The organism is Enterobacter sp. SCRI0065 (genome assembly GCF_059766475.1).
This window is the reverse complement of sequence record NZ_JCBAJB010000003.1, coordinates 313,872-335,941: the sequence shown is the minus strand read 5'-3', so window position 1 is coordinate 335,941 and position 22,070 is coordinate 313,872. Positions and strand designations below refer to the sequence as shown.

20 protein-coding genes are annotated in these 22,070 nt (G+C 55.7%); 9 read left to right on the top strand and 11 right to left on the bottom strand.

Translation table 11 applies throughout. The features are described 5' to 3' along the window. Nucleotides 1-298 precede the first annotated feature (298 nt). Both uxaC and AC6EMZ_RS11610 read left to right on the top strand, forming a co-directional pair. Nucleotides 299-1,711, top strand: a complete 1,413-nt coding sequence (gene uxaC, locus AC6EMZ_RS11615) for a glucuronate isomerase (RefSeq protein ID WP_498402644.1) — start codon at nt 299-301, stop codon at nt 1,709-1,711. A gap of 17 nt (nt 1,712-1,728) precedes the next feature. Continuing rightward, nucleotides 1,729-3,216, top strand: a complete 1,488-nt coding sequence (locus AC6EMZ_RS11610) for a UxaA family hydrolase (protein WP_498402642.1) — start codon at nt 1,729-1,731, stop codon at nt 3,214-3,216. 135 nt (nt 3,217-3,351) lie between these two features. On the opposite strand, the gene sstT is transcribed toward AC6EMZ_RS11610, so the two are convergent. The 4 genes from sstT to AC6EMZ_RS11590 form a co-directional block, all read right to left on the bottom strand. After that, nucleotides 3,352-4,593 (bottom strand): serine/threonine transporter SstT, encoded by a 1,242-nt coding sequence (gene sstT, locus AC6EMZ_RS11605; protein ID WP_498402641.1) that lies wholly within the window; start codon nt 4,591-4,593, stop codon nt 3,352-3,354. 233 nt (nt 4,594-4,826) lie between these two features. Further along, complete coding sequence (locus tag AC6EMZ_RS11600; protein WP_498402640.1) at nt 4,827-5,795, bottom strand: TerC family protein; 969 nt, start codon at nt 5,793-5,795, stop codon at nt 4,827-4,829. 275 nt (nt 5,796-6,070) lie between these two features. Beyond that, nucleotides 6,071-7,069 (bottom strand): Gfo/Idh/MocA family protein, encoded by a 999-nt coding sequence (locus AC6EMZ_RS11595; RefSeq protein ID WP_498402638.1) that lies wholly within the window; start codon nt 7,067-7,069, stop codon nt 6,071-6,073. Between the two features lie 70 nt (nt 7,070-7,139). Next, complete coding sequence (locus AC6EMZ_RS11590) at nt 7,140-7,643, bottom strand: M48 metallopeptidase family protein (RefSeq protein WP_498402636.1); 504 nt, start codon at nt 7,641-7,643, stop codon at nt 7,140-7,142. Nucleotides 7,644-7,726: 83 nt separating this feature from the next. Between AC6EMZ_RS11590 and rlmG the strand changes: the two genes are divergently transcribed. Next, nucleotides 7,727-8,863, top strand: a complete 1,137-nt coding sequence (rlmG, locus tag AC6EMZ_RS11585) for a 23S rRNA (guanine(1835)-N(2))-methyltransferase RlmG (protein WP_498402635.1) — start codon at nt 7,727-7,729, stop codon at nt 8,861-8,863. Here the strand turns inward: rlmG and AC6EMZ_RS11580 are convergent. From AC6EMZ_RS11580 to lsrR, 3 genes are all read right to left on the bottom strand, one after another. Continuing rightward, nucleotides 8,860-10,881 (bottom strand): oxidoreductase, encoded by a 2,022-nt coding sequence (locus AC6EMZ_RS11580; RefSeq protein WP_498402634.1) that lies wholly within the window; start codon nt 10,879-10,881, stop codon nt 8,860-8,862. The genes rlmG and AC6EMZ_RS11580 overlap by 4 nt on opposite strands. Before the next feature lie 184 nt (nt 10,882-11,065). Beyond that, a complete protein-coding gene (gene lsrK / locus AC6EMZ_RS11575) occupies nt 11,066-12,652 on the bottom strand; it encodes an autoinducer-2 kinase (protein WP_498402633.1) in 1,587 nt (528 codons plus the stop codon). A 34-nt stretch (nt 12,653-12,686) separates the two neighbouring features. Next, nucleotides 12,687-13,658 carry a transcriptional regulator LsrR gene (lsrR, locus tag AC6EMZ_RS11570; RefSeq protein ID WP_498402632.1) on the bottom strand — a complete coding sequence of 324 codons (972 nt, stop codon included), beginning with the start codon at nt 13,656-13,658 and terminating at the stop codon, nt 12,687-12,689. A 215-nt stretch (nt 13,659-13,873) separates the two neighbouring features. Here lsrR and lsrA point away from each other — a divergent pair, with 215 nt between their 5' ends. Genes lsrA through lsrG form a run of 6 tightly spaced genes read left to right on the top strand, consistent with a single transcriptional unit; the run spans nt 13,874 to nt 19,560 of the window. Beyond that, on the top strand, nt 13,874-15,361 hold the full coding sequence (gene lsrA, locus AC6EMZ_RS11565) for an autoinducer 2 ABC transporter ATP-binding protein LsrA (protein ID WP_498402825.1): 1,488 nt from the start codon (nt 13,874-13,876) through the stop codon (nt 15,359-15,361). Next, the gene (lsrC, locus tag AC6EMZ_RS11560; RefSeq protein ID WP_498402631.1) at nt 15,358-16,389 is read left to right on the top strand and encodes an autoinducer 2 ABC transporter permease LsrC; all 1,032 of its coding nucleotides are present in this window, start codon (nt 15,358-15,360) and stop codon (nt 16,387-16,389) included. Before lsrA ends, lsrC begins: the two co-directional genes overlap by 4 nt. Then, a complete protein-coding gene (gene lsrD / locus AC6EMZ_RS11555; RefSeq protein ID WP_498402630.1) occupies nt 16,390-17,373 on the top strand; it encodes an autoinducer 2 ABC transporter permease LsrD in 984 nt (327 codons plus the stop codon). It abuts the gene before it with no gap. Next, nucleotides 17,370-18,371, top strand: a complete 1,002-nt coding sequence (gene lsrB / locus AC6EMZ_RS11550) for an autoinducer 2 ABC transporter substrate-binding protein LsrB (RefSeq protein ID WP_498402629.1) — start codon at nt 17,370-17,372, stop codon at nt 18,369-18,371. Before lsrD ends, lsrB begins: the two co-directional genes overlap by 4 nt. Nucleotides 18,372-18,382: 11 nt before the next feature. Continuing rightward, entirely contained in the window at nt 18,383-19,270 is an 888-nt protein-coding gene (gene lsrF / locus AC6EMZ_RS11545; protein WP_498402628.1) for a 3-hydroxy-5-phosphonooxypentane-2,4-dione thiolase, read from the top strand. Further along, nucleotides 19,267-19,560 (top strand): (4S)-4-hydroxy-5-phosphonooxypentane-2,3-dione isomerase, encoded by a 294-nt coding sequence (gene lsrG, locus AC6EMZ_RS11540; protein ID WP_498402627.1) that lies wholly within the window; start codon nt 19,267-19,269, stop codon nt 19,558-19,560. The genes lsrF and lsrG overlap by 4 nt, the downstream gene beginning before the upstream one ends. Before the next feature lie 54 nt (nt 19,561-19,614). On the opposite strand, the gene AC6EMZ_RS11535 is transcribed toward lsrG, so the two are convergent. The 4 genes from AC6EMZ_RS11535 to AC6EMZ_RS11520 are packed head-to-tail and all read right to left on the bottom strand — an operon-like array spanning nt 19,615 to nt 22,062. After that, a complete protein-coding gene (locus AC6EMZ_RS11535; protein ID WP_498402625.1) occupies nt 19,615-20,241 on the bottom strand; it encodes a hypothetical protein in 627 nt (208 codons plus the stop codon). A gap of 35 nt (nt 20,242-20,276) precedes the next feature. After that, a complete protein-coding gene (locus AC6EMZ_RS11530; protein ID WP_498402623.1) occupies nt 20,277-20,948 on the bottom strand; it encodes a fimbrial biogenesis chaperone in 672 nt (223 codons plus the stop codon). Between the two features lie 31 nt (nt 20,949-20,979). Then, nucleotides 20,980-21,510, bottom strand: coding sequence for a fimbrial protein (locus tag AC6EMZ_RS11525; protein ID WP_498402622.1), 531 nt, complete (start codon nt 21,508-21,510; stop codon nt 20,980-20,982). A gap of 9 nt (nt 21,511-21,519) precedes the next feature. Further along, entirely contained in the window at nt 21,520-22,062 is a 543-nt protein-coding gene (locus AC6EMZ_RS11520) for a fimbrial protein (RefSeq protein WP_498402621.1), read from the bottom strand. Nucleotides 22,063-22,070: the final 8 nt, after the last annotated feature.

Sequence of the window (22,070 nt, the reverse complement as noted above, 5' to 3'; positions counted from 1 at the left end):
AACGCATTCCGTCGGCTTATATGTTGCGACGGCGAAAAGATAACTTGTCATACAACTTTAAAAGGTGAGTGACATCACAAAAGTGTGAATCTTTGTGTGGGCATTATTAACGTTACGCGGAGCCAGAGGTGGCGCGGGTTGGGGAAGGGTTTACTCCTTTGAGGGTAATTTATTTGTCGACGTTTATTGATCTAACTCACGAAAAAAACTTCGGCCGCTGGAAATTGGTGTGATAACTTTGCAGCATCTGAACATAAGCTTTAGCTTTCTGACGCTCTCGTTATAGAGGAAGACGATAATGACGCCGTTTATGACCGACGATTTTCTATTAGATACCGAATTTGCCCGCCGTCTGTACCACGACTATGCAAAAGACCAGCCAATTTTCGACTACCACTGCCATTTACCGCCGCAGCAGGTTGCCGAAAATTACCGTTTCAAAAACCTGTATGACATCTGGCTGAAAGGTGACCACTACAAATGGCGCGCGATGCGCACCAACGGCGTGGCCGAGCGCCTGTGTACCGGCGATGCAACCGATCGTGAGAAGTTTGACGCGTGGGCAGCGACGGTTCCGCACACCATCGGTAACCCGCTGTATCACTGGACGCATCTGGAGCTGCGCCGTCCGTTTGGCATCACCGGCAAGCTGCTGTCTCCGTCCACCGCAGATGAAATCTGGAACCAGTGTAACGATCTGTTGGCGCAGGATCAGTTCTCCGCGCGTGGCATCATGAAGCAGATGAACGTCAAAATGGTTGGCACCACCGATGACCCGATTGACTCTCTGGAGCACCACGCGGTTGTCGCGAAAGACACCTCTTTTGACGTCAAAGTGCTGCCGAGCTGGCGTCCGGATAAAGCGTTCAATATCGAACAGGCAACTTTCAATGACTATATGGCGAAGCTGGCCGAGGTCTCTGATACCGATATTCGTCGTTTCAGCGATCTGCAATCTGCGCTGACCAAACGTCTGGATCACTTTGCCGCTCATGGCTGTAAAGTGTCTGACCATGCGCTGGACGTCGTGCTGTTTGCTGAGTCAAACGAAGCGGAACTGGACAGCATTCTGGCGCGTCGCCTGTCTGGTGAAGCATTAAACGAGCATGAAGTCGCGCAGTTCAAAACCGCCGTGCTGGTGTTCCTCGGTGCGGAATACGCCCGTCGCGAATGGGTACAGCAGTACCACATTGGCGCGCTGCGTAATAACAACCAGCGTCAGTTCAAGCTGCTGGGCGCTGATGTCGGCTTTGACTCCATCAACGACCGTCCACTGGCGGAAGAGCTGTCAAAACTGCTGAGCAAACAGAACGAGCAAAACCTGCTGCCAAAAACCATCCTCTACTGTCTGAACCCGCGCGACAACGAAGTGCTGGGCACTATGATCGGGAACTTCCAGGGCGAAGGGATGCCGGGCAAAATGCAGTTCGGTTCCGGCTGGTGGTTTAACGATCAGAAAGACGGTATGGAACGTCAGATGACGCAGCTGGCACAGCTGGGCCTGTTAAGTCGCTTTGTGGGCATGCTGACCGACAGCCGTAGCTTCTTGTCTTATACCCGCCATGAATATTTCCGCCGCATTTTGTGCCAGATGATTGGCCGTTGGGTCGCTGCGGGTGAAGCGCCAGCAGACATTCAACTGCTGGGCGATATGGTCAAAAACATCTGCTTTAACAATGCGCGCGACTACTTCGCCATTGAACTGAACTAAGGCCGTTTGAGGTTGATATGCAATACATCAAGATCCATTCGCTGGATAACGTTGCCGTAGCGCTGGCAGATTTGGATGAAGGTACAGAAGTGACCTTCGATACTCAGTCGGTTACGTTACGTCAGGCCGTTGGGCGTGGGCACAAGTTTGCGCTGATCCCCATCACCAAAGGGGAGAACGTGGTGAAGTACGGTTTGCCCATTGGCCACGCGCTGGCGGATATTGCCCCGGGTGAATACATTCACTCCCACAATACCCGCACCAATCTCAGCGATCTGGACGAGTACAGCTATCAACCTGACTTTCAGGCAGAAGTTGAGCAAGCGGAAGATCGTGACGTGCAGATCTACCGCCGTGCCAGCGGTGAAGTTGGGATCCGTAACGAACTGTGGATCCTGCCAACCGTTGGTTGCGTGAACGGGATCGCCCGTCAGATTCAGACGCGTTTTCTGAAAGAGACGAATGATGCCGAAGGTACCGACGGCGTGTTCCTGTTTAGTCACACCTATGGTTGCTCGCAGTTAGGCGACGACCACATTAATACCCGTACCATGCTGCAAAATATGGTGCGCCACCCGAACGCGGGCGCGGTGTTGGTGATTGGTCTGGGCTGCGAGAACAACCAGGTTGATGCCTTCCGCGAAACGCTGGGCGATTTCGATCCCGATCGCGTCCACTTCATGGTGTGTCAGCATCAGGACGATGAAGTGGAAGCCGGTCTGGAGCAATTGCATCAGCTGTATGACGTGATGCGCCACGACAAACGTGAGCCGGGCAAGCTCAGCGAGCTGAAGTTTGGCCTGGAGTGCGGCGGGTCCGATGGCCTGTCTGGCATTACCGCAAACCCTATGCTGGGACGCTTCTCGGACTACATGATTGCGAACGGCGGCACCACGGTATTGACCGAGGTTCCGGAGATGTTCGGCGCAGAACGCATCCTGATGAGCCACTGCCGTGACGAAGAGACGTTTGAAAAAACCGTCACCATGGTGAACGACTTCAAACAGTATTTCATCGCGCACAATCAGCCGATTTACGAGAACCCATCGCCGGGTAACAAAGCGGGTGGGATCACCACGCTTGAAGAAAAATCCCTCGGCTGCACGCAAAAAGCGGGCGCAAGCCAGGTGGTCGACGTGCTGCGCTACGGCGAACGTTTGAAAACCCACGGACTAAACCTGTTAAGCGCACCGGGGAATGACGCCGTAGCCACCAGTGCGCTGGCGGGCGCGGGCTGTCATATGGTGCTGTTCAGCACCGGTCGCGGAACGCCTTACGGTGGCTTTGTACCGACGGTCAAAATTGCCACCAACAGCGAACTGGCGGCGAAGAAAAAGCACTGGATCGATTTTGATGCAGGCCAGCTTATTCACGGTAAGGCCATGCCGCAGCTGCTGAATGAGTTTGTTGAAACGATCGTAGAGTTTGCCAACGGCAAGCAGACCTGTAACGAGAAGAACGACTTCCGTGAGCTGGCAATCTTTAAGAGTGGCGTGACGCTGTAAGTCGTTATGTTTAAAAAAAACGGCGTTTCCCTATGGAACGCCGTTTTTTTATGGTTATTAACGCTGAAATCAAACCCCTACCCCCGTAGTGGGACTAGGTAAAGTGATTTCAGTCGCAAAATGGGACTGTCAGGACTAGCCGCGCAAAGCATTCTTCGCTAAACGCGCATCTTCCGCCTGGCACACCGCGGCGGTAAACATCACGTCGGTCGACGAGTTAATGGCGGTTTCGCAGGAGTCCTGCAATACGCCGATGATGAAGCCTACGGCCACGACCTGCATGGCGATTTCGTTCGGGATGCCGAACATATTACAAGCCAGCGGGATCAACAGCAGCGAGCCGCCGGCCACGCCGGATGCACCGCAGGCGCACAAGGCCGCCACTACGCTCAGCAGCAGCGCAGTCGGAATATCCACTGGAATACCCAGCGTGTTCACTGCCGCCAGCGTCAACACCGTAATGGTGATTGCTGCGCCCGCCATGTTCACCGTTGCGCCCAAAGGAATGGATACGGAGTAGGTATCGCGGTCCAGGTTAAGCTTCTCGCACAGCGCCATGTTCACCGGGATATTTGCCGCCGAACTGCGGGTGAAGAACGCCGTCACGCCGCTTTCGCGCAGGCACAACATCACCAGTGGATACGGATTGCGGCGAGTTTGCAGGAACACCAGCAGCGGGTTAATCACCAGCGCCACCACCGCCATACAGCCAACCAACACCAGCAGCAGCTGGGCATAGCCCCACAGCGCGGAGAAACCGGTGGTGGCGAGCGTGGAAGAGACCAGGCCAAAAATACCAATTGGCGCAAAGCGAATCACCAGCTTCACGATAAACGTCACCGCGTCGGAAAGGTCATTGATCAGATTTTTAGTGGTCTGATTACTGTGACGCAGGGCAAAGCCCAGGCCCACGGCCCACACCAGAATGCCAATGTAGTTGGCATTGATCAGCGCGTGAATCGGGTTGGCAACAACGCTCATCAACAGACTATGCATCACCTCAACAATGCCTGCGGGTGGCGTAATATCGGTCGCGCCCGTCGCCAGTTGCAGCGTGGAAGGGAAGATAAAGCTGACCACTACTGCGGTCAGCGCCGCAGAGAATGTGCCCAACAAATACATCCACAGAATAGGGCGGATATTGGTTTTTTGTCCGTGCTGGTGGTTGGCAATGGAAGCCATTACCAGCGTTAACACCAGTATCGGTGCCACCGCTTTCAGCGCGCCAACAAATAACGTGCCGAGCAGGCCGGTGGCGATGGCGGCAGGTTTGGATACCAGCGCCAGCAGGATGCCCAGTACCAGGCCGATCAGGATTTGCTTCACGAGGCTGCCTTGCGCCAGGCGCTTGAACAGACCCGAAGATTGCACGGTCATAGTGATTCCTTAAGTGAAATTGTGTTCCATCCTGGATGTGCTCGATGTCACATTTATGTCCGGATGTAAGTAAATGTTTGCCTGAATGAGTATAAGGAATGCGGGCGGAGGGGGAAGCGTAAAATGCTGGATTTTACGAGTTGCATCATATTATTTAACTGTTAGTTTACATATTTGCCGGTTGGCATGCTTTAAAAGCCCGGCAAGCGAAGCGCCGCCGGGCAAAAGCAAACTTACTGAATCTGCTGTTTCTTGTCGTTACGATGGTTAACCCATGCGTTAATCACCAGCGTCAGCGCCAGAATACCAAACACGATACCCAACGAAATGGCGATCGGAATGTGGTAGAAATCGACGATCAACATCTTGATACCGATAAACACCAGAATCACCGAAAGACCGTATTTCAGCATCGTGAAGCGCTCCGCCACGCCAGCCAGCAGGAAGTACATCGCACGCAGGCCGAGGATCGCAAACAGGTTAGAGGTCAGCACGATAAACGGATCGGTGGTCACCGCGAAAATCGCCGGAATACTGTCGACCGCAAAAATCACGTCGCTCAGTTCGACCAGAATCAGCACCAGCAGCAGCGGCGTGGCAAACAGCAGGCCGTTTTTGCGTACGAAGAAATGCTCGTTATCGATAGTGTCGGTCATGCGCAGATGGCCGCGGATCCACTTCACCAATGGCTTCTCGCCAATACCGGTTTCGTCCTCTTTCGCCAGCGCCATCTTGATACCAGTGAACAGCAGGAACGCGCCGAATACGTACAGCAGCCATTCGAACTGGGTAATCAGCCAACTGCCGGCAAAGATCATGATGGTACGCAGGATAATCGCACCCAGCACGCCGTAGACCAGCACGCGACGCTGCAGGGCAGCAGGAACGGCAAAGTAGCTGAACAGCATTAACCAGACGAAGACGTTATCGACGGCGAGGGCTTTTTCAATCAGATAGCCGGTGAGGAACGCCAGCGCCTGAGGATCGGCCACCGCGCGGCCTTCGGTTGAGGCCAGATACCACCAGAAGGCGGCACAGAACAGCAGAGAGAGGGTGATCCACACCAGTGACCAGGCGGCGGCCTGTTTCATGGTCATGCCATGTGCGCCGCGACGGCCCTGCAAAAAGAGGTCGATCGCCAGCATGATGACCACGACCACTGCGAATCCGCCCCATAACATTGGAGTGCCGACAGAGTGCATATTTTTTTCCTTACGCGTAAAAAACAAAACGGCTAACGTCAGAAGACGATAGCCGTTGCGTTTTTTATGCAGGGACCTCGCCTTCCGGCAAGGTCTCACTTACAACTAAAAAGAACACGATAGCGTGACTCTCTTTCGTTGCCCGGCGACCGGATGCGGTATAACACGCATCGTAATGACGACCCACCGGCAATGAAGTTACTCCCCTTTGCAGGTAACAAAATATGTCAGATCATGAGTTTCGTCAATGCCTGACAGGATCCTATTACACAGCTTTACGCGATTGCTTCCGCGCTCACGCCATCTGCCGGGAAGACTACGCCAGTCTGGCGACGGATTTCCGTTTGCAGTTTGGCCGTGGTGCGACTCACGGCAAGCCCAGGGTGATTCACTTCATTGTTCTCTACCAGACGCGCGAAGACCTCTGCCTCATAGAGCATAGTGTTAATATGCTGAGGCTGCGTCAGCTCCTGTGGCTTACCGCCGCGTGGTACAAAGCTGACCTTCTGGCATTCAGAGATTTTCTCGATAACCATTGAACCAGCTTCGCCCTGAATCTCGCTCGGTAACACCGAATCGCTGACTTTGGAGTGTTGTAGCGTGACGCTGAAATCACCGTAATCCAGTACCACGACACCGTGCGCGTCTACGCCACTGTCCAGCAGGCTGGCCGTTGCACTCACGCCGTGCGGCTCACCCCACAGCGCCACAGCGGACGCCAGGCAGTAAAAACCGATATCCATAATCGACCCGTTAGAGAAGGCCGGATTAAAGGTATTGGGATTTTCGCCGTCCAGATAGCGCTGGTAGCGCGAAGAATATTGGCAGTAGTTAATAAAGGCTTTACGCACCTTGCCGAGTTTTGGCAACGACTGCTGCAACAGCAGGAAGTTAGGCAGGCTGGCGGTTTTGAAGGCCTCGAACAACACCACCTGATTTTCGCGCGCCAGCGCAATGGCGGCTTCGACTTCCTGAATATTTGATGCCAGCGGTTTCTCGCAAATCACATGTTTTTTATGTGCGAGGAACAGCAAGGTTTGCTGAGAATGCAGTGAATTGGGGCTGGCAATATAGACCGCGTCAATCGCATCGCTTTGAGCCATCTCATCAAGCGAGGTAAACAGATGCTCGACGAGATAATCGTTCGCGAAAGTCTGCGCCTGTTCAAGGCTGCGAGAATAAACTGCGGTGAGCTTATATTTGCCGGTTTCATGGGCGGCGTCGACGAACTGGCGTGTTATCCAGTTTGTACCAATAACTGCGAAACGTATCATAAACGTTTACGTACTCCGTAGCGGGGAACCTTTTGTCACTGTAGCACGTGTTTTTTGCAAAACCAGTGCGCTATTCCGCATTACCTTTTAACGATAAATGCGTTAGCCACAACCGCGTATCAAACTCCAGCTGGTGATACTGTGGCTCCATATGACAGCATAAAGAATAGAACGCCTTGTCGTGTTCTTTCTCTTTCAGATGCGCCAGCTCATGCACCACAATCATGCGCAAAAATGCTTCCGGTGCGTTGCGAAAAACGGTCGCCACGCGGATCTCTGCTTTGGCCTTCAGCTTGCCGCCCTGCACGCGCGAAATGGCGGTGTGTAAACCTAGCGCGTTTTTCAACACGTGGATCTTGTTGTCATACATCACTTTATTGATTGGCGGGCCGCTCTTCAGATATCGGTTTTTCATATCCTGCGTATACTGCCAAAGGGCCTTATCGGTCGCGAAATCGTGGGTGCCTGGATAGCGTTTTTCCAGCACTGTTCCCAGCTTTTGCTCGGTGATTAACGTGCGAACCTGAGTCAGTAAATTCTCCGGATAGCCCTGGAGATAAGTTAGTTGGTTCATCAAAGCCCCAAATGAAGATGAAAACGGGTATACTCACGCACCCTTTTCAGGGATACGCCAAATTTTACCATTCAGGAGGGCCGATGAGCCACTTAGACAACGGTTTCCGTTCACTCAACCTTAAACGTTTCCCGGAAACGGACGACGTTAACCCGCTGCAGGCGTGGGAAGCGGCGGATGAATATTTGCTGCAACAGTTGGATGACACCGAAATCAGCGGCCCGGTTCTGGTCCTGAATGATGTTTTCGGCGCGCTGGCCTGTGCGTTAGCCGAGCATACACCTTACAGCATCGGCGATTCTTATCTCAGTGAACTCGCCACCCGCGAGAACCTGCGCCATAACGAGATTGCTGAATCCAGCGTCAAGTTCTTAGACAGTACTGCGGAATACCCGCAGGCGCCGGGCGTAGTGCTGATTAAAATCCCTAAAACGCTGGCCCTGCTGGAACAGCAGCTGCGCGCACTGCGTCTGGTCGTGACGCCGCAAACGCGCATTATCGCAGGCGCAAAGGCGCGTGATATTCACAACTCCACGCTGGAGCTGTTCGAAAAAATTCTCGGTACCACCACCACTACGCTTGCCTGGAAAAAGGCACGTCTGATCAACTGTACCTTCAGCGAGCCTGCGCTGGTTGATGCACAGCAGATGTTAAGCTGGAAGCTGGAAGGCACCGACTGGACGATCCACAACCACGCGAACGTCTTCTCCCGCACCGGGCTGGACATTGGCGCGCGCTTCTTCCTTGAAAATCTGCCTTCTAACCTGGAAGGCGAAATTGTCGATCTCGGCTGCGGTAACGGCGTGGTCGGCCTGACGCTGCTTGAGAAAAACCCGGAGGCGAGCGTCCTCTTTACCGATGAATCGCCAATGGCCGTTGCCTCCAGCCGTCTGAACGTTGAAACCAACATGCCAGAAGCGTTGGATCGCTGCGAGTTTATGATCAATAACGCGCTGTCAGGTGTAGAGCCGTTCCGCTTTAACGCCGTGCTGTGTAACCCACCGTTCCACCAGCAGCATGCGCTGACGGATAACGTCGCGTGGGAGATGTTCCACCACGCCAGACGCTGCCTGAAAATCAACGGCGAGCTGTACATCGTGGCGAACCGTCACCTGGATTACTTCCACAAGCTGAAGAAGATCTTCGGTAACTGCACCACGATCGCCACCAACAACAAATTCGTGGTGCTTAAAGCCGTGAAGCTAGGCCGTACTCGCTAGATTTCCAGCGCTAAACGGGTGCCCTGCGCAATCGCGCGCCGGGCATCCAGCTCCATCGCCACGTCGCACCCGCCAATCAAATGCACTGTTTTGCCCGCCCTTAACAGCGGCTCCGCCAGCTCACGACGCGGTTCCTGCCCGGCACACAAAATCACGTTATCCACGCGCAGTAACTGTGGTTCTCCGCCGATCAACACGTGCAATCCTTCATCGTCGATCTTCTGATAGCTCACCGCTGGGATCATCTTCACACCGCGTGAAAGCAGGGTGGCGCGGTGGATCCAACCGGTGGTTTTGCCCAGTCCATCGCCCGGCTTGCTGGCTTTGCGCTGGAGCATCACAATCTGACGCGGGCTTTTTGGCAACTGTGGCCCTTCCGGGCGCAGTCCGCCCGCCTGATTCAGGCTGGTATCGATACCCCATTCCACGCAAAACTCGGCGATATTCTGGCTGGTGGCCTCGCCCGGCTGGCTTAAGTACATTGCGGTATCAAAGCCGATCCCGCCGCAGCCGATAATCGCCACCTTCTCGCCCACCGGCATTTTGTCGCGCAGCACGTCGAGATAGCTCAGTACCTTTGGATGATCGACACCCTCGATCTCTGGCGTGCGCGGTGCGATCCCGGTGGATAAGATCGTTTCATCGAATTCGGCCAGATCGCTGGCGGTGACAAACTGGTTAAGACGCAGATCTATGCCCGTCAGCTCGATCATGCGGCGGTAATAGCGCAGCGTTTCGTAAAACTCCTCTTTGCCGGGGATCTGCCTGGCGATAGTAAACTGCCCGCCGATCTCGGCTGCGGCGTCAAACAGCGTCACCGAATGGCCGCGTGACGCAGCGTTGACGGCAAACGCTAACCCTGCCGGACCCGCACCGACTACGGCCAGGCGTTTCTTTGTCATCGCGGGAACAATGGGCATTTTCGTTTCATGGCAGGCACGCGGATTCACCAGGCACGAGGTCACTTTGCCGGCGAAAATCTGATCCAGACAGGCCTGGTTACAGCCGATGCAGGTGTTGATCTCATCCGCCCGGCCGCTCTGCGCTTTGGACAGCAGTTCCGCATCAGCCAGGAACGGGCGCGCCATTGACACCATATCGGCATCACCGTTTGCCAGTAGATCTTCCGCTACCTGCGGATCGTTAATCCGGTTGGTAGTGACCAGCGGGATCGACACTTTGCCTTTCAGCTTGCGCGTCACCCAGCTAAACGCCGCGCGCGGCACGGCGGTGGCGATGGTCGGAATGCGCGCCTCATGCCAGCCGATGCCGGTGTTGATGATGGTGGCTCCGGCGGATTCAATCGTCTGCGCCAGCTGCACGGTCTCTTCAAAAGTGCCGCCGCCCTCGACCAGGTCGATCATCGACAGGCGAAACACGATGATAAAATCGATGCCGACACGCTCACGCACCGCGCGTACCACTTCAACGGCGAAGCGCATTCGGCGTGCATAATCGCCACCCCAATCGTCGTCGCGGTGGTTGGTACGGGCAGCCAGGAATTCGTTAATCAGATAGCCTTCAGAACCCATCACCTCGACGCCGTCGTAACCCGCTTCACGCGCCAGCGCGGCGCAGCGAGCGAAATCGTCGATGAGCGTCAGGATCTCGTCATGGGTCAGGGCATGGGGTGTAAAGCGGTTAATCGGTGCCTGAATGGCGGACGGTGCCACCAGATGCGGCTGATAGCTGTAGCGCCCGGTATGCAGGATTTGCAGCGCGATTTTGCCGCCTTCTTTGTGTACCGCGTCGGTCACCATTCTGTGATGGGGTAACTGTGCCACATCGTTAAGCACCGCACCGCCCTGCATGGTCACGCCGGACGGCGCGGGCGCGACGCCGCCGGTGACGATAAGCGCTACGCCGTGACGGGCGCGCTCGGCGTAAAATGCCGCCAGACGCTCGGCCCCGTCGGGACGTTCTTCCAGTCCGGTATGCATCGAGCCCATCAATACACGGTTTTTGAGGGTAGTGAACCCTAGATCGAGCGGGGCAAACAACGACGGGTAGCAGCTCATAATCTCTTCCAATGTAAAATTATTGTTATGTGGTCGGATGAGTTATTAATTTAGCCAGTCGCGAGGAAAAGGGAAAAGGGGAGTGTGGTGAATGTGATGGGATTCAAAGATTGGGTGCGGTCTGGGCCCCTCACCCTAACCCTCTCCCCATGTCCCCGGACCGTACACCCCAAAGGGGAGAGGGTTAGGGTGAGGGGCGAATGGCACGCACCAGCCCCGGAGCCTGCCACATCGACGTGGTTAGCCCGCTGTCCACCAGACCGAGCTGGTCGGCGTACACCGCCTGCCATTTTTGCATCATCCCGTCGTACAGGTCGCGGTGTTCAAGATTCGGCGTAAACTCCCGGCTCCATTTCACCAGTCGTTCTCCTGTGCTGGCCATATCGCTGAACAGTCCAGCGCCCGTACCTGCCGCGATCGCGCAGCCCAGCGCGGTGGCTTCTTTTACTTCCGGTACGCGCACCGGCAGACCGGTGACGTCGCTCAGAATCTGACTCCACAGCGCGCCTTTTGCGCCGCCGCCAGCGAACACCAGGCCTTCAAACGTCACGCCGGAAAAACGCGAAATCTGCGTCAGATTACAGGCCGAGACAATCGCTGCGTTCTCTTCCAGCGCACGGAACAGCGTGGCTTTGTTGCATTTTTCCGGGTCGATGGAGAGGTTAATAAACGACGGCGCGGCGTGATACCACTGCTTAAAATGCATCGCATCGGAAAATATCGGCATCACGCCGTGAGAGCCTGCGGGAACCCGCGCGGCCATCTCTTCGAGCAGGGCATAGGCGTCCATCCCCATCCGCTCGGCAATCAGTTTTTCTTCCGCGCAAAAGGCGTCGCGGAACCAGCGCATCGTCAGCCCGGTAAAGAAGCTGATCGACTCTGCCTGCGCCATGCCGGGGATCACATGCGGATTCACGCGGATGTTCATCTCCGGATCGGTACGCACCTGCGGCAGATTCACCACCTGCTGCCAGAAAGTGCCGCCCAGCACGGCGGTTTGGCCCGCGCGTACCACGCCCAACCCCAGACAGCCCAACTGCACGTCGCCGCCGCCCATGACGACCGGCGTACCTTCACGCAGGCCGCATTGTTGCGCAGCCGCCTTCGTCACCGCACCAAGAACCGTGCCCGTTTCTTTTACCGGAGAGAGAATATCGGCGCGAAGCCCAGCCATATCCAGCAGGGCTGGTCGCCAGTCGCGGCTGAACAGATCGAGCATCCCGGTGGTGCCTGCGTTGGACGGATCGACAGCCAGCTCGCCGGAAAGCTTCGCCGCCAGCCAGTCGCTAATCATGGTGATGGTGGCGGCCTGGCGATAAATATCCGGGCGATGGTGCGCCAGCCACAGCAGGCGCGGCATGGCGCTCAGGGCTAGCGTCTGGCCCGACACGTCATACACTTCGGATTCAAAACGGAAGTCGTGGATCTCTTTAAGCTCCGCGACCTCGCGGCTGGCGCGCGCATCCACGTTGGCGCAGGCCCAGATGGCATCACCGTTACGATTATATAAAACGATACCTTCGCGCATGGAACAGCAGGCAACGGACTGAATATCCGCCGGGCTCAGGCGCGCGCGTTCCAGCGCCTGATAAATGCACTGGCAGGCCAGCCGCCAGTTGGTGTCGAGATCGAACTCCATCGAGCCGGGGACATTCTCTACGCTCAGGTGCTTCCATTCCGCCTGGCCGACGGCAATCTGGCTGCCGTGTAAATCAAAAATCACAGCGCGAACGCTGCCCGTCCCTGCATCTAACGCTAAAAGGTAACTCATGAGCTTGCCTCGTAGTTGGCACAGGGCGGGCGGCTTATTTCGCCAAATCCAGCACCGCGCGGGCTGTCGTCTCCTCCGTCACCAGGCCGTTGATCAGGCGGCCTTTCAGTGCGGCATAAATCGCCTCTGTTTTTTCTTCCCCTCCGGCCACGCCAACGATGGTGGGCAATTGCGCCAGTTCATCGAGCGTGACGCCCAGTAATTCACGGTGAATATCCAGATCCTCAACGCGTTCACCCGCTGCGTTCAGGAAATAGCCGAGGATATCGCCGACCGCACCTTTGCGCGCAAACATCAGCTGTTCACCTTCGCTGATATAGCCGGAGCGCAGGATAGTGGCATCATGGTGCTGGTTTATCGCACCAATGCCGACCACGGCCACATCGGCGGCGGTGGCGGCGAGGATCACATCCCGCACGCTGGTCTCACGACGCAAAATCCCGGCGACTTCTGCTGACGACACGCGCAGCGGCGCGGGGATCATGCTCACGCGACAGGCCGCATCCAACTGACCAATCCCGGTCATATAGGGGCCAACGCCGCCCGAGAGCGTCACCAGCCGTACCTGCTGAGAGCTAATAAAGCCGCTTAAGTGCTGCAAACAGCTCATGGTGGTTTCACCAAATCCCACTGCCAGCAGCTGGCCCGGCTCCAGCACGCCCATCAAAGACTGCGCCGCACCGATGCCCAAACGCACGTTCATCGGCGGCGTGTTGAGCGCCGGTAAGACGCGCGCCAGCTTCAGCCCAAAGCGCTGTTGCAGCTCGGTTTCCAGCGCCAGACAGCCCTCGTAGCGAGAATTTATCTGCACGCGGATCACGCCCGACTGGCGTCCTTTTTCCAGTAAACGAGAAATCTTGAGGCGTGGCAGACCTAAGCGCTCACCAATATCGTTCTGCGTCAGGCCATCGTGGTAGTAACACCACGCCACACGAGCGACCAGTTCCTCTTCTGCCAGCGCCAGCCCGGCAAACCGGCTCTCCTCTGCAATGCGTTTATCGCTCATATTTGAACTCTTATAAAAATTTAGATCATATGTTCGTGTTGACGCGGGCTGAAAATGTGAGCCACGCGGCAAATCGGATCTTTTAAAATGATTCTGCTCTATCTGGATCTTAATCGATGAAACTGTGATCCCTGCACGGTTGTAAATATAGTTCACCGTCTACGCTTTTGAACATTATTAAATTAAAAAATCATTTGTTCAAAAGCGGAGCGATGATGACGGCACTGATTGAGGCTCGCGGTATCCACAAACAGTTCTCGGGGATACCGGTACTGAAAGGCATTGATTTCACGCTGCTTTCCGGGCAGGTCCATGCGTTGATGGGCGGTAACGGTGCGGGTAAATCGACGCTGATGAAAATCATCGCCGGGGTGGAAAACGCCGACGACGGTGAACTTTACGTCGAGGGCAAGCCTTTTGCGCGTCTCAAGCCCGGTCAGGCGCATCAGTTGGGTATCTACCTGGTGCCGCAAGAATCCATGCTGTTTCCCAATCTGACCGTGCGCGAAAACATCCTGTTTCGCCTGCCACGCGATAAAAACCTCGAACAGCGCCTCGGCGATAAACTCCAGCAACTTCAGTGCCAGCTCAATCTTGACGCCTCTGCCAGCACCTTAGAAGTGGCGGATCAGCAGATGGTGGAGATCCTTCGCGGGCTGATGCGTGAGGCCAGGATCCTGATCCTCGACGAACCCACGGCTTCTTTAACGCCCGGCGAAACCGAACGCCTGTTTCGCCAGATCCGTGCGCTACAGGAGCAGGGTGTAGGAATTGTATTTATCTCGCACAAATTGCCCGAGATCCGCCAGCTTGCCAGCCACGTCTCGGTGATGCGCGACGGGGCGATCGTGCTAAGCGGGGAGACCGCAAAGTTTGATGACAACGCGCTGATCGCCGCCATGACGCCGGTCAGCCGGGAGCAGGGTCTGAGCGATACGCAAAAGCTGTGGCTCGCGCTGCCGGGTAATCGACGCACGCAGGCGCAGGACTTCCCGGTTCTGCGGGTTGAGGATCTAACGGGCGAGGGGTTTATCGATCTGAGTCTTGAGATCTACGCGGGTGAGATCGTTGGCCTTGCCGGGCTGGTAGGATCCGGGCGCACTGAATTTGCTGAAACGCTGTACGGGCTGCGCCCGACGCGCGGCGGGCGAATCTGGCTGGAAAATCAGGAGATCGGCGGGGATTCGGTGCTTTCGCGGCTGGAGAAAGGTCTGGTTTATCTGCCGGAAGACAGGCAGGTTTCCGGCTTGTTCCTCGATGCGCCCATTCGCTGGAACACCGTTGCGCTCAATGAACCCTCCGTATGGCAGCAACGTCAACGCGAGGCGGCGGTGGTTGAACGTTATCACCGCGCACTAGGGATCAAGCTCAATCACCCGGATCAGCCCGTGCGCACGCTGTCCGGCGGCAATCAGCAGAAGGTGCTGCTGGCACGCTGTCTGGAGGCCAATCCGCTGCTGTTGATCGTCGATGAACCCACACGCGGCGTGGATGTCTCCGCCCGGGCAGATATCTATGCGCTTCTCAAAAGCGTGGCGGCGCAGAACGTGGCGGTACTAATGATCTCAAGCGATCTCGATGAATTCCCCGGCCTGGCCGACCGCGTGCTGGTGATGCATCAGGGGGTGCTCAGCGGTGAACTGCCGCGCCACGCCGTTAGCCTTGACCGCATGATGGCGCTGGCCTTCGGAGGGCAACCATGAAGACGTTACTGAAAAATCGTGAACTGAGCGCTTTCCTGGCCATTCTGGCGCTATTCGGCGTGCTGGTGGCGCTGAACCCGGCTTATTTGAGCTTTCAGACGCTGGGGATGATCTTTGCCAGCTCGCAGATTCTGATCCTGCTGGCACTGGGTGCGACGCTGGTGATGCTGACGCGCAACATCGACGTGTCCGTAGGATCGACCGTCGGGCTGTGTGCGATTGCGGTCGGGGTGGCGCTAAACAACGGCTATAGCCTGCCAATTTCGATGCTGTTTGCGCTGTTGATTGGCGCGCTGGCAGGAGCCTTTAACGGCCTGCTGGTCGTCGGCTTGCGTATTCCGGCGATTGTCGCGACGCTCGGCACGCTCGGGCTGTATCGCGGCGGCATGCTGCTGTGGACCGGCGGAAAATGGATTGAAGGATTACCGCCCAGTCTGAAATCGCTTTCGGAGCCGATTGCGGTCGGCGTGTCGCCGCTCGGTTGTTTGGTGCTGATCCTGTCCGGCGTTAGCGCCTGGCTGTGGTCGCGCACCGCCTTTGGCCGGGATTTCTATGCCGTCGGTGATAACCTGGCCGCCGCGCGCCAGCTCGGCGTGGCGGTGAACCGCACGCGCATGATCGCCTTCACGCTGAACGGCATGCTCGCCGCCTGCGCGGGGATCGTCTTTGCGTCGCAAATCGGGTTTGTGCCCAACCAGACCGGCAGCGGCCTGGAGATGAAAGCCATCGCCGCCTGCGTGCTGGGCGGCATTTCCTTGCTCGGCGGCACGGGCACGCTTGTCGGCGCGTTTCTCGGCGCATTCTTCCTCACCCAAATCGATACCGTGCTGGTGCTGTTCAGGCTTCCGGCGTGGTGGAACGATTTTATTGCTGGTTTAGTCCTGCTGGGCGTCCTGGTGCTCGACGGGCGATTGCGTCAGGCGTTGACGCGTCATCAGCGGGCGCTGAAGTACAGCCGGTTCCAGCCGGGCAATAAAGGGGGGAAGCACGTCACCCCGTTTCCCAAACGCAAAAAAGAGGTGGCGTAAATGAAGCTTAACTGGGAAATCACGCTGCTGATATTGCTGGTGCTGGAGATCCTGCTCTTTGGCGCGATTAATCCACGGATGCTGGATATCAATATGCTGCTGTTTAGCACCAGCGATTTTATCTGCATCGGCATCGTGGCGCTGCCGCTGACGCTTGTGATTATCAGCGGCGGGATTGATATCTCTCTGGGTTCTACCGTCGGCCTGTGTGCGATTGCGCTGGGCATGATGATGCAGTCCGGTCTGCCGATGATGATTGCCGTCCCGCTGACGCTACTGCTCGGCCTGCTGTGCGGATTGTTTAACGCGGCGCTCATCCACTACACCGGCATCAGCCCGCTGGTGATAACCCTCGGTACGCTGTATCTCTACGGCGGCGGGGCGCTGTTGCTTTCCGGCATGGCTGGCGCAACCGGATACGAGGGCATTGGCGGCTTCCCGGACCGCTTTACCGCGTTTGCGAATCTCACCGTTTTGGGCCTGCCAATCCCGCTGGTGCTGTTTGCGGTTATCACGTTCTTCTTCTGGCTCATTACCCATCGCGGGCGCTTTGGTCGACATCTGTTCCTGATTGGGCAAAACCCGCGCGCGGCGCGCTATGCGGCGCTGTCGGTCAACGGCATGCCGTATGCGCTGTATGGGCTTGTTGGCGTGGCGTCGGCGATTGCTGCGCTGGTGATGGTCTCCTATTTCGGCTCGGCGCGATCGGATTTGGGGCGCGACCTGTTGATGCCGGCGCTCACCGCTGCTGTGCTTGGCGGGGCCAATATTTATGGTGGTTCAGGTTCGGTAATCGGTACTGCACTGGCGGCGCTGCTGGTGGGGTATTTGCAACAGGGTTTACAGATGGTCGGCATTCCTAACCAGGTGTCGAGCGCGCTGTCAGGGGCGCTGCTGGTTGTCGTGGTCATGGGACGCTCTCTGAGCTTGCACCGCGAATGGGTGCGTACTTTCCTCACAAAACATACCCGGAGCTTAAGATGAAAACAAAACTGATAGTGCTGGCGATAGCGCTTAGCGTGGCGTCGGCCCAGGCCGCGGATCGTATTGCGTTTATCCCGAAACTGGTTGGCGTCGGCTTCTTTACCAGCGGCGGTAACGGTGCAAAAGAGGCAGGCAAAGATCTGGGCGTGGATGTGACCTACGACGGCCCGACCGAGCCGAGCGTGTCCGGGCAGGTGCAGCTCATCAACAACTTCGTTAACCAGGGCTTCAACGCCATTATCGTCTCCGCCGTATCGCCAGATGGCCTGTGTCCGGCGCTCAAGCGCGCGATGCAGCGCGGCGTGAAGGTGCTGACCTGGGATTCTGATACCAGGCCTGAATGTCGCAGCATTTACATCAATCAGGGCACGCCGGAACAGCTTGGCGGCCTGCTGGTGGAAATGGCCGGAAAGCAGGTGACTAAACCGAATGCCAAAGTGGCATTTTTCTACTCCAGCCCCACCGTTACCGACCAGAATCAATGGGTGAAAGAGGCGAAGGCCAAAATCGAAAAAGACCATCCTCAGTGGCAGGTCGTGACCACCCAGTTTGGCTATAACGACGCCACCAAATCCCTGCAAACCGCCGAAGGGATCTTAAAAGCCTATCCGGATCTGGATGCGATTATCGCGCCGGATGCCAACGCGCTGCCCGCTGCGGCCCAGGCGTCAGAAAACCTGAAGCGCGAAGGGGTGGCGATTGTGGGCTTCAGCACGCCTAACGTGATGCGCCCTTACGTCGAGCGCGGCACGGTCAAAGCCTTCGGCCTGTGGGACGTGGTGCAACAGGGCAAAATTGCGGTCAATGTCGCCGATCGTTTACTGAAAAAAGGCGATCTTAACGTGGGCGACAGCGTGGACGTAAAAGGCGTTGGCGTGCTGAAAGTCGAGCCGAACAGCGTGCAGGGCTACCAGTATGAGGCGAAGGGCAACGGCATCGTGCTGCTGCCGGAGCGCGTGGTGTTTACCAAAGAGAATATCGACAAATACGACTTTTGACGGGGGACAAAATGGCTGATTTAGACGACATCAAAGACGGTAAAGATTTTGGCATCGGCACGCCGCAGCAGAACGTGCCGTTCACCCTGAAAGGCTGCGGCGCGCTGGACTGGGGCATGCAGTCCCGGCTGGCGCGTATCTTCAACCCAAAAAGTAACCGCACGGTGATGCTGGCCTTTGACCACGGTTATTTTCAGGGGCCAACCACCGGGCTTGAGCGTATCGATCTCTCCATCGCGCCCCTGTTCGCCGAAACCGATGTGCTGATGTGTACGCGCGGTATTTTACGCAGTCAGGTGCCGCCCGCGACTAACAAACCGGTGGTGCTGCGCGCATCCGGCGGTAACTCCATTTTGGGCGAGCTGTCGAACGAGTGCGTGGCGGTAGCCATGGAAGATGCCCTGCGCCTGAACGTCTGCGCGGTGGCGGCGCAGGTCTATATTGGCAGCGAGTTCGAGCATCAGTCGATCAGCAACATTATCAAGCTGGTGGACGCGGGTAACCGCTACGGTATTCCGACCTTGGCCGTCACCGGCGTGGGCAAAGAGATGACACGCGACGCACGTTATTTCTCGCTTGCCAGCCGCATCGCCGCAGAAATGGGCGCGCAGGTGGTGAAAACCTATTTCGTTGAGGAAGGATTCGAAAAGGTCACCGCCAGCTGTCCGGTGCCAATCGTGATTGCCGGGGGCAAAAAGTTGCCGGAGCACGAGGCGCTGGAGATGTGCTTCCGCGCTATCGATCAGGGTGCATCCGGCGTGGATATGGGGCGTAACATCTTCCAGTCCAGCGCCCCGCTTGCCATGCTCAAGTCGGTAAAAAAAGTGGTACACGAGAACATGAGCGCCCGCGAGGCGTTCCAGTTCTGGCAGGAAGAAAAACAAGGAGAGGTGAAATGAACGTGACGTTAGTCGAAATCAATATTAAGCCGGAGCGCGTGGACGAGTTTCTGGACGTGTTTCGTGCCAACCACGAGGGAGCGATCAAAGAGCCGGGCAACCTGCGCTTTGACGTATTGCAGGACCCGCGGGTGAAAACCCGGTTCTTTATTTACGAGGCCTACAAAGACGACGAGGCGGTACTGGCTCATAAGAAAACGCCTCACTACCTGGCGTGTGTCGATAAGCTGGAAGCGCTGATGTCGGAGCCGCGCAAGAAACGCAGCTTCGTGGGGTTGATGCCGGAGTAGGTTAATCCCCGATGACGTGCTTTCGCTCGTCATCGGGGAGAGGAAATGTTGGATTCAACCTTTGGCTTTCTGGATCGCCATGATTAATGCATCGGAGGATATTTTTCCAGACATAACGCTAATTCTCTGAATAACGGGGTTTTCTTCCTGAGGCAGGACAATAAACGCAGGTATATTTGTAAACCCGACCTGCTTGAGTAGCATCATATTGTCCTGGAATGCTTTTTCTGAAGATCCGGCCGCAGGCAATTTTTTAAATATAAAACGGACATCCGGGTTGGCATCAATGAGCGCTTGTGTAACGTTGCAGTTCACGCACTTTTCGTCCACGAAAGAAACCACGACAGCTTTCGCTTGCTTAGGCCCGACATCGGGGTCGCCGGCGGCAAGTAACCGATCGCGATGGATAACGACATTTTGCACGATAGCCTGCTGTTGCGCTATCTGCTGACGCTGGCGCAGACTTTCACCGGCGGCAACCAAAAACTCAGGATGTTCGGCAAGATACGTCGCGATGGTTTCCCCGATTTGCTCCGGGTGGGCAGCAAAATACGCTTCCGCTAATTTTCCTGTTTGTTCTACCTGAATCGGCGTGGCGGGTTCTGCACGCGTGATTGCGGGAAATGCGAGCATGGCGAACAGCAGCGGTGAAACACGGCAGAGGAAGGTTGAAACGTTCATGATGTTATTCCGTCAAAAGGGGGAGAAGTCGCTGACTACGGCACAAGGGTTTGCGTTTTTACAGGCATAATGCGGCCGTAATCATTAATCGTTTGCCAGCGAATCTGGCATGTTTTCGTGGTCTGACAACCGTCCAGTAAACGCTGGCTGAAGGGCGCAACGATTCCTGCATCATCGATACTTTTGTCCCCGATCCTCAGGTTAAACAGCGTGATGTAATAGGGGGTCGGGTTGTTAATTGTTACCTTCGACTGGCTTCTCGACCAGCTTATGGCCTTCCAGGCATCATCTGGTGGTCCGGTCAGCCCGGCGGGGCGATAAAAAAGCTTGAAGCGTGAGCGCACTGCCATTTGCACGCCTGTCGAGTGGTTGTTGCTGGAAGGGATCGCAGCAACGATCAAGGTGAATAGCGTCTCACGATCGGCGGGCAAACCTCCGCCGGTAAAAATCAGTCGTACCGTATTCTCCCGCGCTGGATGTACCGAGAAAAGTTGCGGGGTGGCCACGAAGGCGGTGTGTATTGACGGCGGTGCATCTGCCCCCTGCCATGCTCCACCGGGTTCGACTTTGGTGTATATCAGATAGGATTGCTGAGAGGGGTTACGTACCGAAAAGCTGATGGACTTTTCCCCTTCGGGATAGACAAAACGCGTTCCACCGATCGTTACGCCTGCATGAACCTGGAGGGCTACAGTCCATAAAAGCACGGCAAGAATTCCCGTTCTCACGATGGCGGTGTTATGCATAGTTCAGGATAAAGGTTGACGTGGCGTTTGCTGTTCCGGTTGTTACGGTGTCTCCCGTGGCAATATAACGGGCGTAAAAGTGGAGAGCAGCCTCGTTTTGTCCGGGCATAATCAGGGTATCCTGGCTTTTGTTGCCCATCGGAATCATTGTTTTATCCTGGTTATAAATCCCTACACCGATGCCCGTTGCATAGGCTTCACCGCCAATTAATGTCAGTAAATTCGGGTTATTCTCGTCAGGTATCCCTTCGAAGCTCACACTGATTGAACCTTCTGTTCCCGCACAGTTTTCGACGTTAATGGTAAAGGGATGATAATCGGCCCCCATGCCGGCCTCTGTGAAGTAGGTGCCTGGTACACTGTCCATCGTCACCGTCAGGTTTTGCGAGTCTGGCGAAATACTGCATGTTTTTTTGGTGATAATACCCGTAATATTAATTGTGCCGTCGTGAGCCAGTGTACATTCAGGCAAGAGTGACGCCACCATAAGAGCGGTGAATAATATTTTTATGTAGTCTTTCATTTCAGCAACCTACTGATAAAGTAAATCAAAATACATAATGGCAGTGGCGTTTCCTGGCGTCACTTCGGGTAGCGTTGATTTATAACGAAGATAAAAGGTTAAGATGTTGGTGCCCTGAACAAGAGGGTAAACGCTGGACTCCTTATTATTAATGCTGACAGGCTGATTATCTGTATCAAGAATTTCCACGCCAACGCCAGTGGCCATTTCGCGCTCTGTCCCTCTTCCAGTATCTCTCAACATTAAAAGATCGGGATTATTAATGTCCGGCGTGCCGCTAAACCAGACTTTTGTTCCGTTAATGGCTCTGGAACAATTATTTAGATCTATTGTGAAGGGCGTTGGCGACGTTGTTGTGCCCGTTGTTGGAAATTCACTGAGATCAAACGCACCAAGGTAAACAGTTTGTTCTTTACTGTTTACATCCACTTCACATGATTCGCCAATAATGGTGCCGAATATTTGAAGATTCGTCGATAAACTGTCATCGGCCTGTGTCGTAGGTAGCCATAACATTATTGCCATGGCGGAAATAAAAGTAAAAATTCTCATTTTATGGC

Bases quoted from the DNA above. Each gene is read 5' to 3' on its own strand.
- AC6EMZ_RS11590 (WP_498402636.1), bottom strand. From the start codon at position 7,643: ATGAACCAACTAACTTATCTCCAGGGCTATCCGGAGAATTTACTGACT.
- rlmG (WP_498402635.1), top strand. From the start codon at position 7,727: ATGAGCCACTTAGACAACGGTTTCCGTTCACTCAACCTTAAACGTTTC.
- sstT (WP_498402641.1), bottom strand. From the start codon at position 4,593: ATGACCGTGCAATCTTCGGGTCTGTTCAAGCGCCTGGCGCAAGGCAGC.
- AC6EMZ_RS11525 (WP_498402622.1), bottom strand. From the start codon at position 21,510: ATGAAAGACTACATAAAAATATTATTCACCGCTCTTATGGTGGCGTCA.
- AC6EMZ_RS11535 (WP_498402625.1), bottom strand. From the start codon at position 20,241: ATGAACGTTTCAACCTTCCTCTGCCGTGTTTCACCGCTGCTGTTCGCC.
- lsrD (WP_498402630.1), top strand. From the start codon at position 16,390: ATGAAGCTTAACTGGGAAATCACGCTGCTGATATTGCTGGTGCTGGAG.
- lsrK (WP_498402633.1), bottom strand. From the start codon at position 12,652: ATGAGTTACCTTTTAGCGTTAGATGCAGGGACGGGCAGCGTTCGCGCT.
- uxaC (WP_498402644.1), top strand. From the start codon at position 299: ATGACGCCGTTTATGACCGACGATTTTCTATTAGATACCGAATTTGCC.
- lsrA (WP_498402825.1), top strand. From the start codon at position 13,874: ATGACGGCACTGATTGAGGCTCGCGGTATCCACAAACAGTTCTCGGGG.
- lsrR (WP_498402632.1), bottom strand. From the start codon at position 13,658: ATGAGCGATAAACGCATTGCAGAGGAGAGCCGGTTTGCCGGGCTGGCG.
- AC6EMZ_RS11595 (WP_498402638.1), bottom strand. From the start codon at position 7,069: ATGATACGTTTCGCAGTTATTGGTACAAACTGGATAACACGCCAGTTC.
- AC6EMZ_RS11520 (WP_498402621.1), bottom strand. From the start codon at position 22,062: ATGAGAATTTTTACTTTTATTTCCGCCATGGCAATAATGTTATGGCTA.
- lsrB (WP_498402629.1), top strand. From the start codon at position 17,370: ATGAAAACAAAACTGATAGTGCTGGCGATAGCGCTTAGCGTGGCGTCG.
- AC6EMZ_RS11580 (WP_498402634.1), bottom strand. From the start codon at position 10,881: ATGAGCTGCTACCCGTCGTTGTTTGCCCCGCTCGATCTAGGGTTCACT.
- AC6EMZ_RS11610 (WP_498402642.1), top strand. From the start codon at position 1,729: ATGCAATACATCAAGATCCATTCGCTGGATAACGTTGCCGTAGCGCTG.
- lsrG (WP_498402627.1), top strand. From the start codon at position 19,267: ATGAACGTGACGTTAGTCGAAATCAATATTAAGCCGGAGCGCGTGGAC.
- AC6EMZ_RS11600 (WP_498402640.1), bottom strand. From the start codon at position 5,795: ATGCACTCTGTCGGCACTCCAATGTTATGGGGCGGATTCGCAGTGGTC.
- lsrC (WP_498402631.1), top strand. From the start codon at position 15,358: ATGAAGACGTTACTGAAAAATCGTGAACTGAGCGCTTTCCTGGCCATT.
- lsrF (WP_498402628.1), top strand. From the start codon at position 18,383: ATGGCTGATTTAGACGACATCAAAGACGGTAAAGATTTTGGCATCGGC.